We start from the raw sequence: 14,055 nt of genomic DNA on the forward strand, positions 1-14,055 counted from the left end.
CCCGGCATGACGATGTTCGGGCCGGTGTTGGACGTCCGCCCCCTGTTCGGCCAGGAGCGGCGGGAGCTGCTCGCGCTGCTCCGCTCGCTGAGCGCCGAGGACTGGTCGCGCGAGACGGTGTGCCCGGGATGGGACGTGCACGACGTGGTCGGGCACGTCCTGAACGACTACGTGCGGCGGATTTCGGGCAGCCGGGACGGTTTCGGCGGTGCGGTCTTCGCCAACGACGAGACGCTGCCGCGCTACCTGGCCCGCGTCAACGACGAATTCGTCCGGGCGGCGCGGCAGTTCAGCCCGGAGCTGATGATCGAGCTGCTGGCGCACCTCGGCCCGGAGCTGGACCGGCTCTGGGAGGGCTTCGACCTCACCGGCCCGGCCGCGCTGGACGTGTCCTGGGCCGGGCCCGGGCCCAGCCCGGCCTGGCTGGACATCGCCCGCGAGTACACCGAGTTCTGGGTGCACCAGCAGCAGATCCGGGACGCGGTGGGCCGGCCGGGCGCCGACGGGCCCGAACTGGTGCGTCCCGTGCTGGACACGTTCCTGCGCGGGCTGCCGCACGCGTTGGGCGAGGTCGTCCGCCCGCACGGGACCGAAGTCCGCGTCGTGGTCACCGGTCCGCCGGGCGGCACCTGGTGCGCGGTCTCCGACGCGGGCCGCTGGCGGATGGCCGAGCCCGGCGGTGAACTGGCGGCCACGGTCACCGTGCGGCCCGACGACCTCTGGCGGCTCGCGACCAGGGGCATCACCGTCACCGAAGCCCGCAGGCGAGCGGACGCGCAAGGCGACCCGGCCCTGATCCACGCGGTGACCTCGCTGCTCGCGGTGGTGGCCTGAAGTTCACGCCCCGCTGGGCGCCTACCGCGAGCCGAGGAAGTCGATCGCCCGCCGGGTCAGGAGTTCGGCGGCGTCCGGGTCGTGGGACGGCAGCGAACTGTCCGCGAACAGGTGCTGGTCTCCCGGATACAGGAACATCTCCGCATCAGCGCAGTCGGAGACGAGGTCGCGGGCGGCGCCGATGTCCTCGGCGAAGTACGGATCTGCTTCCTTCCCGTGCACCTGCACCGGTAAACCGCCAGGCCATGCCGCGCTGAACTCCGATACGGGGATGCAGGCGTGGAACAGCAGCGCCCCTCGCGCGCCCGCCCGGGTCTGCGCCAGCTTCTGGGCGGGCAGCACACCGAGCGAGAAGCCGGCGTAAACAGCTTCCCGGGGCAGTGCTTCGGCCGCGCGGACACCGCGCTCGGTGATCTCTCCGAAGCCGAGCTGCTCGACGTAGCCGCTGCCCTCCTCGAGGGAGTCGAAGGTGCGCCCGTCGAACAGGTCGGGCGTGTGGACGGTGTGGCCGGCCGCGCGGAGTTCGTCGGCGAAAGCGGTGACTCCGGGGGTCAATCCCTGTGCGTGGTGGAACAGTACGACCTCTGCCATGCCCGAACCCCTTGCTTGCCGCTGACGAATGATCCGGCAGTCTAGAACGATCGGGCACTGACCTGTACTGCAGCTCCCGGCGGCGACCCCGTGCTGACCGACGAGGTGACGGAGTGCATCGGTCGGGTGCGGCGGAAGCACCGGGTCACATCGCTGGAGCCGGGACGGTTCACCACTCGACCCGGAGTTCGTGCAGACCGCGGATGAAACCGCCGGTCTTCCAGCGGAGTTCGGTGTCAGCCAGTCGCAGCTGCGGGAAGCGCCAGGTGAGAAACCAATACCCTGATCGGCCGCTGCCCGGATGGCGGCCACGGAAGGCTAGGCAGTCCCGGCATGCTGGTTTCGCGCGCCAAATCACTTGGACCACAACGTGTTTTGTCCAGGGCGGTCTGATCCTGCGTGCGGTCGGCCTGAGTCCTCACCACTCGACCTGGAGCCGGTGGAGACCCCGGACGAAAACGCCCTTCTTCCACTGCAGTTCGTCCTCGGCCAGCCGCAGCTGCGGGAAGCGCCGGGTGAGTTCGCCGAGGCCGGTCTCCAGCTCGATCTTCGCCAGTTGCGCGCCGATGCAGCGGTGCACGCCGTTGCCGAAGGCCAGGTGCCGGTTGGGTGTGCGGGCCGGGTCGAACTCGTCGGGTGCGTCGAACGCCGCGGCGTCGTGGTTGGCGGAGGTCAGCGAGACCAGTACGGTGTCGCCCGCGGCGATGGTCGCCCCACCCAGTTCGACTGCAGCGGTGGCCACCCTGGGGAGGTTCACCGCGAAACCCTCCAGCGGGACGTGGCGCAGCAGCTCGTCCACCGCGGACGGGATGAGCTCGGGGTGCTCGACTAGCTTGCGCCACTGGTCGGGAAGCTCGGTGAGCAGCACGGCCACCGAGTTCGCCAGGTGGTTCTTGGTCGTTTCGTGCCCGGCGTTGAGCAGCGTGAGGCCGAACAGCACGAGCTCGTTCTCGGTCAGCCGGTCGTCCTCGTCGCGCGCCGCGATGAGCAGGCTGAGCAGGTCATCGGTCGGGGAGCGGCGCTTCTCCGCGACCAGGCTCGCGATGTAGTCGGACAGCTGCGTCCACCCGGCCTGGACTTCCTCGATCGGCAACCCGGACACGGTGAAGGTCAGCTCGGTCCAGTCCTGGAAGGTGGCCCGGTCGGCGTCGGGCACGCCGAGCATCTCGCAGATGATCTCGATGGGCAGCGCGGCGGTGAAGTGCTCGATCAGGTCGACCGGTGGTGTCATTCCGGCGAGCTCGTCGAGCAGCCGGTCGGTCACCTCCTGCACCCGGGGCCGCAGCTGCTCGATCTGCCGGGCGGTGAACACCTTCGTGACGAGCCTGCGTAGCCGGGTGTGCTCCGGTGGATCGGTGGCGAGGATCATCCCCGGCGGCAACTCGACGGTGCCCAGCCGCGGGATACCCGGGTCGATGGCGCGGGCCAGGCTGAACCGCGCGTCGACCAGCACGGTGTTGACCTCGGCGTAGCCGGTGACGAGCCAGGCGGGCTGGCCGGACAGCAAGACCCGGGTGATCGGTGGCCCGGCGCGCAGCCGATCGAAGTCGATGCCGCCGTCTGCGGTGGTGAACGGGAACTCCGGGAGTTCGCTTTCGGTCGTGGGCACAACGCCTCCTCGGCGGTGGCGGTCCGGGATCGGCACCTGCGAGGTGAGCGCTTACCACTCGACCTGGAGCCGGTGCAGGGCGTGGACGAAAACGCCCTTCTTCCACTGCAGTTCGTCGTCGGTCAGGCGCAGCTGCGGGAAGCGCCGGAGGAGACCGCCGAGCCCGGTTTCCAGCTCGATCCTCGCCAGTTGCGCGCCGAGGCAGCGGTGCACGCCGTTGCCGAAGGCCAGGTGCCGGTTGGGCAGGCGGGCGGGGTCGAACTCGTCAGGGGCGTCGAACACCGCGCTGTCGCGGTTGGCGGAGGTCAGCGAGATCAGCACGGTGTCGCCTGCGGCGATGGTCACCCCGCCCAGCTCCACGGTCGCCGTGGCCACCCTGGGAAAGGTCACCTCGTAGCCGAACAGCGGGACGTAACGCAGCAGCTCCTCCACCGCGGACGGGATGAGCTCGGGGTGCTCGATCAGCCGCTGCCACTGGTCGGGATGCTCGGTGAGCAGCATCGCCACCGAGCTCGCCAGTTGGTTCTTGGTCGTCTCGTACCCGCCGATCAGCAGGGCGAGCGCGAGCAGCACGAGTTCGTCCTCGGTCAGCTCGTCGTCCTCGTCGCGTGCCGCGGTCAGCATGCCGAGCAGGTCATCGGTGGGAGCGCGGCGCTTCTCGGAGACGAGCCCGGCGAGGTAACCGGTCATCCGGGCCCATCCCGACCGGACCTCCTCGTCCGGCAGCCCGGACACGGTGAGGATGCGCTCGGTCCAGTCCTGGAACCTGTCCCGGTCCTGATGAGGGACGCCGAGCATCTCGCAGATGATCTCGATGGGCAGCGCGGCGGCGAAGTGCTCGATCAGATCGACCGGGGGTGTCAGGCCGGCGAGCCGGTCCAGCAGGCGGTCGCTCACGTCCTGCACGTGCGGCCGGAGCTGTTCGATCCGCCGGGCGGTGAACACCTTCGTGACGAGCTTGCGCAGCCGGGTGTGCTCCGGAGGGTCGGTGGCGAGGAGCTGCCCCGGCATCATCTCCACGGTGCCCAGCCGCGGGATGCCCGGGTCGATGGCGCGGGCCAGGCTGAACCGCGTGTCGACCAGCACGGCGTTGACGTCGGCGTGCCGGGTGACCAGCCACACCGGCACGCCGGACAGCACGACCCTGGAGATCGGCTGTTCCTCGCGCAGCCGGAATACCCGTTCCCGGTCGCTGCTGCCGTCTGCGGTGGTGAACGGGAACTCCGGGAGTTCGCTTTCGGTCGCGCGCACAACGCCTCCTAGGGGGATCTGACCGGCCTGGTCGTGCGCGGAGCAGGTGGAGCAGTCCGGGGGAAGACCTTCCGCCGGAACCTTGCCGGTGGCTGAACTCCGGAGATCTCGGTGGTCGTCGCTCAAGAACGGCACCACACGCCCAGCAGGCTACCGCGCTGCCGGGCTGCCACTGATCGGGTGTTCGGCGGCAAAACCGTTGCCCGACAGGGCGAACCGTCCCCTGATCAGCCCTCGACCGAACGGCCCAAGCCAGGCGGCGACCTCAGGCTTTCAGCGCGGCGCGGACGATGGCGAGGGCTTCGTCGGCGGGGATGCCCAGGGCGTGGGTGATCTGGGCGTAGGTGGCTGCTGCTTCGGCTGCTCGGGCCGCTGTCTGATCGCCCGCGTCGGAGACGAAAGTGCCTGCGCGGCCGCGTGTTTCGATCAGGCCGGCCTGCTCCAGCTCGCGGTAGGCCTTGGCTGCCGTGTTGGCCGCGATGCCCAGCTCGGCGGCCAGGGCGCGGACGGTCGGGAGCTTGGCGCCCACCGGCAGCTCGCCGCTGCGGACCTGCTCGGCGATGCTCGAGCGCACCTGCTCGAACGGCGGCATGTCGGAGTTGGCGTCAACGCTGATCCGCATGGTCCATCACTTCCCGGTCGTGGTCGGTGCCGTCCCAGTATCCTCCCCGGCCCGGCTGAGCCTCACGCGCGCCAGGAACGGGCGGAGGGGAGGTCGGGCACGATGGGGAACACCTCGGACAGGCCGGTGATCCGGAAGATCTTGAGCAGCCGGTCCGCGGTGCACACCACGACCAGGTCGCCGTCGACGGCGCGCATCCGCTTCAGGCCGCCGACCAGCACGCCGAGCCCGGTGCTGTCCAGGAAGACGACCTGGGCGAGGTCCACGATCAGCCGGCGAGCACCGTCGTTCACCGCGTCGACCAACTGCTCCCGCAGCGCGGGCGCGGTGTAGACGTCGAGCTCACCGCTGACGGTGATCAGCGCGACGTCGTCGGGCAGCCGCGTGCTGGTCACGCTGAAATCCATGGCATGCACACTAGCGCCGAATCCCGGCTTCCGGCGCCGTGCGCGCACGGCGGGTGGCATGCTCATCGGCATGATCGGTTCGTGGTGGAAGTGGCGTCGGAACGAGGTCGGGCGCGTTTCCGTGATGCCCGCCCGGTCGATCTGGATCGGGGCGCTGGTGCTGCTGGTGGTGGCGGCGGTCTCGATGTGGGTGCTGATGGCGCTGTACGGCGGCGGGAGTCCGCAGGACAAGGTCCGGCTGGAGATCATCAAGCTGGCCGGCGGCATCGTGGTCGGCACCGGTGGCGCAGCCGCGCTGCTGCTCGCCGCACGGCGACAGCGCGCCACCGAACTGCAGCTGGCCCAGAACGAGCGGGATCTCGCCCAGAAGGAGCGAGCCGCCGATGACGCCCGCCACGATGCCGCGGAAAGACGGGTCACCGAGCTCTACTCCTCCGCCGCGGAGCAGCTGGGCTCGGACAAGGCCCCGGTGCGCCTGGCCGCGCTCCACGCCCTGGAACGGCTCGGCCAGGACAACCCCGGCCACCGGCAGACGGTCGTGGACCTCCTGTGCGCCTACCTGCGCATGCCCTTCACCGAGCCGGACGAGGGCGATGTGGAGGGGCGGGCCGAGAAGTACCAGGAAGTCCAGGTGCGGCTCACCGCGCAACGGCTGCTCACGGCTCATCTCCGCCCGCTGGCGCAGGAAGACGGGAAGTTCTGGGCCGGCATGGACCTCGACCTCACCCGAGCCGCGCTGGTCGCGTGGAACATGGCGGGCTGCAGCGTCCGCAACGCCTTGTTCGACGGGACGGTGTTCAGCGGCGAAGCTTCCTTCGAGGAAGCGGGGTTCAGCGGTGCGGCTTCGTTCCGCGAGGCCCGGTTCTGCGGCGCGGTGTCCTTCGGTGGGGCGCAGTTCGACGACGTGACCCAGTTCGGCGGGGCGAAGTTTCACGGAACGGCTTCCTTCCGCGTGGCGGAGTTCGGCGACGTGGTCCGGTTCGTGGAGGCGGAGTTCCACGAGCCGGTGTCCTTCGCCGAGGGGAAGTTCGGCAGCACGGCTTCGTTCCGGCAGGCGGTGTTCGGCAGCACGGTTTCGTTCCGCGAGGCCCGGTTCCGACACGCGGTCGCCTTCGGTGCGGCGGAGTTCAGGGACGAGGCTACTTTCGCCGGAGCGCACTTCCGGGGTTCCGCCTCGTTCGGTGAATCGCGGTTCCAGGGCATCGTCTCGTTCCGCGAGACGGAGTTCCACGACGCGGCGTGGTTCGACAACGCCGCGCTGGGAGAACCGGACTTCACCGACGCCCGGATCTTCGCACCTGACTGGGTGGCCGATCAGGACTGGCTGCGGAGGCTTCCGGGGTGGCGGCTGACCGCCGCCGGCGACGAAGAGCCGGATGAGCAGCAGCGTCGGTGGCATCGATTCGAACGAACCGAACCGGCCACCGGCTAGGAACCGCTCCGGAAGGCCGCCAGCAGGCGTTCCGCGGCCAGGCTCGCGGTCAGTTCTCCCGCCCGCACCTGGGATTCCACCTCGCCGAGGATCTCGCGGACGCCCGGGTGGTGGGTGAGCTCGGACAGGAGCTGGTCGCGCACCAGCGCCCAGGTCCACTCGACCTGCTGGCGGCTGCGCTTCTCCGCGAACTCGCCGGTTTCGGTCAGCACCGCGCGGTGCTGCTCCACCTGCTCCCACACCGAGTCCAGGCCCAGGCCCTGCAGGCCGCTGCAGGTCAGCACCGGCGGCGTCCAGCTCGCGCTGATCGGGGTGAGCAGGCGCAGGGCGCCGCGGAGCTCGCGGGCCGCCTTGCGGGCTTCGGCCGCGTGATCGCCGTCGGCCTTGTTGACCGCGATGATGTCGGCCAGCTCCAGGACGCCCTTCTTGATGCCCTGCAGCTGGTCTCCGGTGCGCGCCAGGGACAGCAGCAGGAAGCAGTCGACCATGCCCGCCACGGTCACCTCGGACTGCCCGACGCCGACGGTTTCCACCAGCACCACGTCGAAACCGGCCGCCTCCATCAGCACGATGGTCTCCCGCGTCGCGCGCGCGACGCCGCCGAGCGTGCCCGCCGACGGCGACGGCCGCACGAACGCCGCCGGATCGCTGGCCAGCCGGCCCATCCGCGTCTTGTCGCCGAGGATGCTGCCGCCGCTGCGGGTGGACGACGGGTCGACGGCCAGCACCGCGACCCGGTGCCCGGCGGCGGTCAGCATCGAGCCCAGCGCCTCGATGAACGTCGACTTGCCCACCCCGGGCACGCCGGTGATCCCGACGCGGTGCGCGCCACCGCTGTGCGGCAGCAGCTCGACCAGCAGCTCCTGCGCCTGCGCGCGGTGGTCGGCGCGGGTGGATTCCACCAGCGTGATCGCCCGCGCCAGCTTGGTGCGGGAACCGGCGAGCACGCCCTTGGCGTAGTCCTGGACGTCGACGGTGCGCGGCATGATCAGTGCCCGAGCCGGGTGCGGAGTTCGTCCAGCAGACCCAGCGCCGCGTCGGCGATGACGGTGCCCGGCGGGAAGATCGCCGATGCCCCGGCCTGGCGCAGCGCGTCGAAGTCGGCGGGCGGGATGACGCCGCCGACGACGATCATGATGTCCTCCCGGTCGATCGCGGCCAGCTCGTCGCGCAGCGCGGGCACCAGCGTCAGGTGCCCGGCGGCGAGGCTGGAGACGCCGACGACGTGCACGTCGGATTCGGCGGCCTGGCGGGCCACCTCCGCCGGGGTCTGGAACAGCGGGCCCACGTCCACGTCGAAGCCGAGGTCGGCGAAGGCGGTGGCGATCACCTTCTGGCCGCGGTCGTGGCCGTCCTGGCCCATCTTGGCGACCAGGATGCGCGGGCGGCGGCCTTCGGCCTCGGCGAAGTCCTCGACCCGCTCGCGAGCGGTCTCCAGCTGCTCCGACGGCCCCGATTCGTCCCGGTACACGCCGGTGATCGTACGGATCTGCCCGGAGTGGCGGCCGAACACCTTCTCCAGCGCGTCGGAGATCTCGCCGACGGTCGCCTTGGCCCGCGCCGCGTCCACGGCCAGCGCGAGCAGGTTGTGCGCCATGTCGTTCGGGCGTTCGTCGGACATCGACGCCTCGGCCGCGGCGGTGAGGCGCCGCAGCGCGTCCTCGCAGGCCTGGCCGTCGCGCTCTTCGCGCAGCCGCCGCAGCTTCTCCAGCTGCTGGGCGCGCACGCCGGCGTTGTCGACCTTGAGCACGTCGATCTGCTCGTCGCCGTCGTAGCGGTACTTGTTGACGCCGATCAGCGGCTGGCGGCCGGAGTCGATGCGGGCCTGGGTGCGGGCGGCGGCCTCTTCGATGCGCAGCTTCGGGATGCCCGCGTCGATGGCCTGGGCCATGCCACCGGCGTCCTCGACCTCGGTGATGTGCGCCCAGGCGCGTTCGGCGAGGTCCTGGGTGAGCCGCTCCAGGTAGTAGCTGCCGCCCCACGGGTCGATGACCCGCGTGGTGCCGGATTCCTGCTGCAGCACCAGCTGCGTGTTGCGCGCGATGCGCGCGGAGAAGTCGGTGGGCAGCGCCAGCGCTTCGTCGAGCGCGTTGGTGTGCAGCGACTGGGTGTGGCCCTGGGTGGCGGCCATCGCCTCGACGCAGGTGCGCACGACGTTGTTGTAGACGTCCTGGGCGGTCAGCGACCAGCCGGAGGTCTGCGAATGGGTGCGCAGCGACAGCGATTTCGGGTTCTGCGGCTCGAACCGCTTGACCAGCTTCGCCCACAGCAGGCGGGCCGCGCGCAGCTTGGCGACCTCCATCGCGAAGTTCATCCCGATGCCCCAGAAGAACGACAGCCGGGGCGCGAAGGCATCGGTGTCCAGCCCGGCCTGCCGTCCGGCGCGCAGGTACTCCACGCCGTCGGCGAGGGTGTAGGCCAGCTCCAGGTCGGCCGTCGCCCCGGCCTCCTGGATGTGGTAGCCGGAGATCGAGATGGAGTTGAACTTCGGCATCCGCTGCGAGGTGTAGGCGAAGATGTCGGAGATGATCCGCATCGACGGCTGCGGCGGGTAGATGTAGGTGTTGCGGACCATGAACTCCTTGAGGATGTCGTTCTGGATGGTCCCGGCCAGCTTCTCCGGCGCGACGCCCTGCTCCTCGGCGGCGACGATGTAGAGCGCCATCACCGGCAGCACCGCGCCGTTCATGGTCATCGACACGCTCATCCGGTCCAGCGGGATGCCGTCGAAGAGCTGGCGCATGTCGAGGATCGAGTCGATGGCCACCCCGGCCATGCCCACGTCGCCGGACACGCGCGGGTGGTCGGAGTCGTAGCCGCGGTGGGTGGCCAGGTCGAAGGCCACCGACAGGCCCTTCTGCCCGGCGGCGAGGTTGCGGCGGTAGAAGGCGTTGGACTCCTCGGCGGTGGAGAACCCGGCGTACTGCCGGACCGTCCACGGCTGGTTGACGTACATCGTCGGGTACGGCCCGCGCAGGAACGGCGCCAGCCCGGGATAGGTGTGCAGGAAGTCCAGGCCCTCGGTGTCGGCCGAGGTGTACAGCGGTTTGACGCCGATGCCCTCCGGCGCCTCCCACACCAGCGCGTCGGACTCCTTGCCGGTGGCGGCGAGCACTTCTTCCTGCCAGCGGGGGAGACCGGCGGTCGGCGGGCTGTCCAGCGGGACGTCGGCGAAGTTCGGGATCTGCGTCATCGTCGGACTCCCAACTGGTCGTGGACGTCGGTGAGGACGGCCAGCGCGTCGCACCCGGTGAAGACGAACCCGTCCACCCCGGCCAGGTCACCGGGCTTGCCCGCCAGCAGCACGCGCTGCGCCCCGGCCCGCTTCAGCGCCTCAGCCGTTTCCGCCGCGCGCTCGGCGTAAACCTTGTCGCTGGAGCACAAGCACACCACCGGAGCACCGGAGTAGGCGGCGACGACGTCCTCTGTGGACTCGGTCGCGCCGGCGTCGGTGCACTCGACGCCGCCCGCGGCGAAGAGGTTCCGCGCGAACGACGCGCGGGCGTTGTAGGCGGCCAGCGGGCCGAGCGTCGCGAGGAACGCGGTCGGCCGCTGCGGCTGGGCGTCGGCGGCGTCGCGCAGCCGCTCGAAGTCCTCGGCGTAGCGGTGCGCGGGTAGGCCGCCGGTGGGCTGCTCGGGCGCGGGCTCGCGCTCCAGCGGCGGCTCGTCGAGGTTCGGGAACTCGCTGACGCCGGTGATCGGGTCCTTGCGGTGCGCGATCGCGGTGCGCCGCCGTTCCCAGGTGGCGGCCAGCTCGTCGGCGATCAGGCCGGACTCCAGCGCGGCGGGCAGCCCACCGGCGGCCTCGATCCGCTGGAACCAGGCCCAGGCCGACTTCGCCAGCTCGTCGGTCAGCGATTCGACGTAGTAGGAACCACCGGCCGGGTCGATCACCTGCGCCAGGTGCGATTCCTCCAGCAGCAGCGACTGCGTGTTGCGCGCGATGCGCCGGGCGAAGGCGTCCGGCAGCCCGAGCGCGGCGTCGAACGGCAACGTGGTCACCGCCTGCGCGCCGCCCACACCTGCGGCGAACGAGGCGATCGTGGTGCGCAGCATGTTCACCCACGGATCGCGGCGGGTGAGCATCGCCGCGGAGGTCACCGCGTGCTGCACCTGGCCGCGCGCCTGCTCCGGGACGCCGCAGGCGCGGGTCACCTGCTCCCACAGGCGCCGCGCGGCGCGCAGCTTGGCGATGGTGAGGAACTGGTCAGCGGTGGCGGCGTAGCGGAACTCCAGCAGCCCGGCGGCGGTGTCGACGTCCAGCCCGGCATCGGTGAGCCACCGCAGGTAGGTGGTCGCGGCGGCCAGCGAGCAGCCGAGCTCCTGAGCGTCCGAACCGCCCGCCTCGTGATAGGGCAGCCCGTCGGCGACCAGCGCTTTCAGCTCCGGGAACGCCGTGCTGCGCTCGGCGAGCGCGACCGCGGCCTCCCGGTCACCGGGTTCGCCCGTCCGGGCCTGCCAGCCCAGCGGATCGGCGCCGAGGTTGCCGCGCAGCGCGCTGCCCCGCACGCCCTGCTCCTCGGCCAGCGCGAGGAAGGCGTCCGCGGCGGCGGCGAAGTCGGCCCCGGCGTCGAGCGTCACGCCGATCATGTCCAGGTGGACGCCTTCGAGCGCATCGGCGAGGTCGTCGACCGCCAGGCCGCCGCGGCCCAGCCGCAGCCACAGCGAGGACACGCCGTTGTAGAGGTCCGCCAAGATCTCGCGGTTGGTCTCGGCGGCATCGGGGTGCTCGTGCCGTTGCCGCACGTCCCAGCCCTCGGCCACGCTGCCCTGCGGGCGGGAGCCCCGCACGAACGGCGTCAGCCCCGGCACTCCCGGCTCGCCCGCGGTCGCGGTGTAGAGCGGGTGCACGGTGATGCCGTCGTAGGTGTTGGTGGCCAGCACGTCCTCGACCGGCCCGGCCTGCTGCTCGCCGACCAGACCCGACCGCTGCAGGACCTTCTGCACCTGGGCTTGCCACTGCTCGTGGGTCGGTTCCGGGAACTCGGCAGCCAAGGCCAGCTCCGGCCCGACGCCGCTCGACTTCGAGTGCGCCACCATGGGAACAGATGGTAGGCCGGTGCCCGGAAATCGAACCTGATCAGAACTGTGACGCGCATCGCAAGCCCCCGAACGGCTGCCCCGGGTTGTGGACTTCCGCGCTGCCGGACCCCCGATTTTGGCGGAACCCGACAATTGCGCGATCACCGCTCGCGATCCGGCGCCGGGCACAGCCAATTACGAAGAGTTTTCACGGTGGGTGTGCTCATGTCGTGGGCGAGGTGGTGTGATCGGTTGATGCGCGTTGTTGTGCTGCTCCTGTTCCTCGTCGGGGCGCTCGTGAGCGGTTGTGGTCGGGAAGCTCCGCCTGCGGTGGGGGAGGCGTTGGCGTTCAGCGGAGTCGTCGTGCCGCCGGGCGGGGAGGTGCTCGGTGTCGACGCGAGCAGGGGCATCGACTCCTTCTGCAAGGTCGCGGTGGCGGTCGACGCCGGGTCGGTGGAGCGGTTGCTGGCCGATTCGCAGTTCCGCGCGCCGCTGGAACCGGGCCGGGAGGTCACCTACGAGCCGCTGCCGCAAGCATCGATCGGCACAGACTTCGCCTCGGCCTCCGACGAGCTCTCGCCGGGGCCCGGGCGACCGAACACGGTCTTCCGCGAGCTCCTGGTCGATCGCTCCGATCCGGCCCGGCCGGTCGTCCACATCTGGGCCTTCACCACTTGATCCGGCTCACCCGAGGTGCGGTGGGGAGGTGCAGCGATCGTCTGGTCGCGCCACGTCACGCCCATGCCGCTCGACTTCGAACGATCGTCGGGTGCCCGAGCGCGTCCTGGTGGTGAATTCTGTGGAACAACGGGGTTTTCACACATGGGCGCCTCGCGGTCGGCGAGGTGCTCCGGGCGTCGATCCGCTCACCTGCGGAGGAACCGCCGATTCGGGATCTTCCCGCCGAAAGCACCCCGGGCCCGCCGCCTGCGGTGATCTTGACGGCCGTGCGCGGTAGCGGTTCCTTGTGGTGGAGCCGATCGCGGAGCAGGGCGCCCCGATTCCGGCGCTCGCGCCGAAAAGCCCTGCGGCCGACGCGGTTCGGTGATCCCCGATTCCTCCAGGAGGCGGCATGTTGCTCAAGCGTGCGCTCGGCGTGGCCGCGGGCGCGGCGGTGGTGACCGCGATACTCGTGGCACCGGCCAGCGGTGCGGGCCAGGCGGATCTCGACTCGGCCGTGCGGGAGGCGATGCTGGCCGAGCGCGGCGCGGCCGCCAACGCGGACTTCGGCACGTCGGTGCTGGCCGAGCCGCTGGTGGAGCCGACCCGCTCGAACGACCAGGGCTGGGCATTCGGCACGACCACCATCCCCGCACCGGACAAGGAGCACGCGGGCCCGCACACGGCGATCTTCGTCGCGCACCGCCAAGCACAGGGCTGGCAGGTCGAGCTGGACGGCACGGCCGAGTTCGTCGAGGCCGTCGAGCGGGCGCCCGCCGATGTCGTCAGCGAGGGCGAGAAGCAGCTGTTCGCGCGCAACTACGAGAACAGCCGTGTCGCGGTGGCCGACACCGGCCTCGGGCTGCCATGGGCCGAGGGCGTCGCCTGGTGGATGGGCGGCGGGCCGCACGGCGACAGCGGGCAGAGCCGCCCGTTCAGCTCGCTGGACTTCAACGGCGGCAACGGGCAGGTGCTGTCGGCGGGTGCCGGCCGCGTCTACAAGAGCTGCCTGCGCAACGGCAGCGGGCTCGTCCGCGTCGTGCACGAGAACGGCTTCAGCACGACCTACTACCACATGACCGGTCTGACCGACCTCGGCGACGGCCAGCCGGTGGCCTACGGCGACTACCTCGGACGCATCGACGTCGGCCTGCCCTGCGGCGGCAGCACCACCGGCCCGCACGTGCACTTCTCCTTGCTGCGCGGTGACTCCCACACCAAGGTCGACGGCCAGACGATCGGCGGCTGGACCTTCCGCGAAGGCGCCCAGGCCTACGGCGGCTACGCCGAGCGCAACGGCACCCAGGTCGGCGCCGGTGGCCGGATCACCAACCACGGCCAGGGCGCCAGCACTCCTACCGGGGTGGTCGAGAGCGGGCAGAACACTTCGGTGAACGTGCGCGGCGAGCCGCGCCTGAGTGCGCCGGTCGTCGACAACCTGCCCGATGGCAGCGTCGTCCGGATCAAGTGCACCGCGCGCGGTGACTTCGTGGACGGCGTCTGGGGGCGCACCGACCTGTGGAACCAGCGCGACGTCGGCGGCTGGATCAGCGACGGATTCCTCTACACCGGTTCGGACGGTCCGATCGCTCCTGCGTGCTGAACCGGCGGTCGTGAGCGCGGCAGC

The 14,055-nt window shown here is 70.9% G+C and carries 12 protein-coding genes; 4 read left to right on the plus strand and 8 right to left on the minus strand.

What is annotated here, in order from left to right; genetic code table 11:
• The first annotated feature begins 6 nt into the window (after positions 1–6).
• Positions 7–834: a maleylpyruvate isomerase family mycothiol-dependent enzyme gene (locus ATL45_RS22870; RefSeq protein WP_093148399.1), complete on the plus strand. Its 828-nt coding sequence runs from the start codon at positions 7–9 to the stop codon at positions 832–834.
• Between the two features lie 21 nt (positions 835–855).
• On the opposite strand, the gene ATL45_RS22875 is transcribed toward ATL45_RS22870, so the two are convergent.
• From ATL45_RS22875 to ATL45_RS22895, 5 genes are all read right to left on the minus strand, one after another.
• Positions 856–1,425 carry a dienelactone hydrolase family protein gene (locus ATL45_RS22875; protein ID WP_093148402.1) on the minus strand — a complete coding sequence of 190 codons (570 nt, stop codon included), beginning with the start codon at positions 1,423–1,425 and terminating at the stop codon, positions 856–858.
• 418 nt (positions 1,426–1,843) lie between these two features.
• Positions 1,844–3,034, minus strand: a complete 1,191-nt coding sequence (locus ATL45_RS22880) for a cytochrome P450 (protein WP_170210321.1) — start codon at positions 3,032–3,034, stop codon at positions 1,844–1,846.
• 51 nt (positions 3,035–3,085) lie between these two features.
• Positions 3,086–4,285 (minus strand): cytochrome P450, encoded by a 1,200-nt coding sequence (locus ATL45_RS22885; protein WP_093148411.1) that lies wholly within the window; start codon positions 4,283–4,285, stop codon positions 3,086–3,088.
• A gap of 265 nt (positions 4,286–4,550) precedes the next feature.
• Positions 4,551–4,907, minus strand: a complete 357-nt coding sequence (locus ATL45_RS22890) for a GntR family transcriptional regulator (RefSeq protein ID WP_093148416.1) — start codon at positions 4,905–4,907, stop codon at positions 4,551–4,553.
• A 62-nt stretch (positions 4,908–4,969) separates the two neighbouring features.
• Positions 4,970–5,314 carry an STAS domain-containing protein gene (locus tag ATL45_RS22895; RefSeq protein WP_093148420.1) on the minus strand — a complete coding sequence of 115 codons (345 nt, stop codon included), beginning with the start codon at positions 5,312–5,314 and terminating at the stop codon, positions 4,970–4,972.
• Here ATL45_RS22895 and ATL45_RS22900 point away from each other — a divergent pair.
• Positions 5,313–6,746 (plus strand): pentapeptide repeat-containing protein, encoded by a 1,434-nt coding sequence (locus ATL45_RS22900; protein WP_093148424.1) that lies wholly within the window; start codon positions 5,313–5,315, stop codon positions 6,744–6,746. The genes ATL45_RS22895 and ATL45_RS22900 overlap by 2 nt on opposite strands.
• Here ATL45_RS22900 and meaB read toward each other — a convergent pair.
• The 3 genes from meaB to ATL45_RS22915 are packed head-to-tail and all read right to left on the minus strand — an operon-like array spanning position 6,743 to position 11,786.
• Complete coding sequence (gene meaB / locus ATL45_RS22905; RefSeq protein ID WP_093148428.1) at positions 6,743–7,732, minus strand: methylmalonyl Co-A mutase-associated GTPase MeaB; 990 nt, start codon at positions 7,730–7,732, stop codon at positions 6,743–6,745. The genes ATL45_RS22900 and meaB overlap by 4 nt on opposite strands.
• A gap of 2 nt (positions 7,733–7,734) precedes the next feature.
• Positions 7,735–9,939: a methylmalonyl-CoA mutase gene (scpA, locus tag ATL45_RS22910; RefSeq protein WP_093148434.1), complete on the minus strand. Its 2,205-nt coding sequence runs from the start codon at positions 9,937–9,939 to the stop codon at positions 7,735–7,737.
• Positions 9,936–11,786, minus strand: coding sequence for a methylmalonyl-CoA mutase family protein (locus ATL45_RS22915; protein ID WP_093148438.1), 1,851 nt, complete (start codon positions 11,784–11,786; stop codon positions 9,936–9,938). The genes scpA and ATL45_RS22915 overlap by 4 nt, the downstream gene beginning before the upstream one ends.
• A gap of 237 nt (positions 11,787–12,023) precedes the next feature.
• Between ATL45_RS22915 and ATL45_RS22920 the strand changes: the two genes are divergently transcribed.
• Together ATL45_RS22920 and ATL45_RS22925 are read left to right on the plus strand one after the other, a co-directional pair.
• Positions 12,024–12,446: a hypothetical protein gene (locus tag ATL45_RS22920; RefSeq protein WP_093149691.1), complete on the plus strand. Its 423-nt coding sequence runs from the start codon at positions 12,024–12,026 to the stop codon at positions 12,444–12,446.
• A gap of 394 nt (positions 12,447–12,840) precedes the next feature.
• Positions 12,841–14,031, plus strand: a complete 1,191-nt coding sequence (locus tag ATL45_RS22925) for a M23 family metallopeptidase (protein ID WP_093148442.1) — start codon at positions 12,841–12,843, stop codon at positions 14,029–14,031.
• Positions 14,032–14,055 lie beyond the last annotated feature (24 nt).

This window comes from Saccharopolyspora antimicrobica, from assembly GCF_003635025.1.
Classification (GTDB): Bacteria; Actinomycetota; Actinomycetes; order Mycobacteriales; family Pseudonocardiaceae; genus Saccharopolyspora; species Saccharopolyspora antimicrobica.

What these genes read in the sequence shown, in the direction of transcription:
- ATL45_RS22875 (WP_093148402.1), bottom strand. Translation starts at nt 1,425, where the DNA reads ATGGCAGAGGTCGTACTGTTCCACCACGCACAGGGATTGACCCCCGGA.
- ATL45_RS22900 (WP_093148424.1), top strand. Translation starts at nt 5,313, where the DNA reads ATGGCATGCACACTAGCGCCGAATCCCGGCTTCCGGCGCCGTGCGCGC.
- ATL45_RS22890 (WP_093148416.1), bottom strand. Translation starts at nt 4,907, where the DNA reads ATGCGGATCAGCGTTGACGCCAACTCCGACATGCCGCCGTTCGAGCAG.
- ATL45_RS22870 (WP_093148399.1), top strand. Translation starts at nt 7, where the DNA reads ATGACGATGTTCGGGCCGGTGTTGGACGTCCGCCCCCTGTTCGGCCAG.
- ATL45_RS22920 (WP_093149691.1), top strand. Translation starts at nt 12,024, where the DNA reads ATGCGCGTTGTTGTGCTGCTCCTGTTCCTCGTCGGGGCGCTCGTGAGC.
- ATL45_RS22925 (WP_093148442.1), top strand. Translation starts at nt 12,841, where the DNA reads ATGTTGCTCAAGCGTGCGCTCGGCGTGGCCGCGGGCGCGGCGGTGGTG.
- meaB (WP_093148428.1), bottom strand. Translation starts at nt 7,732, where the DNA reads ATGCCGCGCACCGTCGACGTCCAGGACTACGCCAAGGGCGTGCTCGCC.
- scpA (WP_093148434.1), bottom strand. Translation starts at nt 9,939, where the DNA reads ATGACGCAGATCCCGAACTTCGCCGACGTCCCGCTGGACAGCCCGCCG.
- ATL45_RS22915 (WP_093148438.1), bottom strand. Translation starts at nt 11,786, where the DNA reads ATGGTGGCGCACTCGAAGTCGAGCGGCGTCGGGCCGGAGCTGGCCTTG.
- ATL45_RS22895 (WP_093148420.1), bottom strand. Translation starts at nt 5,314, where the DNA reads ATGGATTTCAGCGTGACCAGCACGCGGCTGCCCGACGACGTCGCGCTG.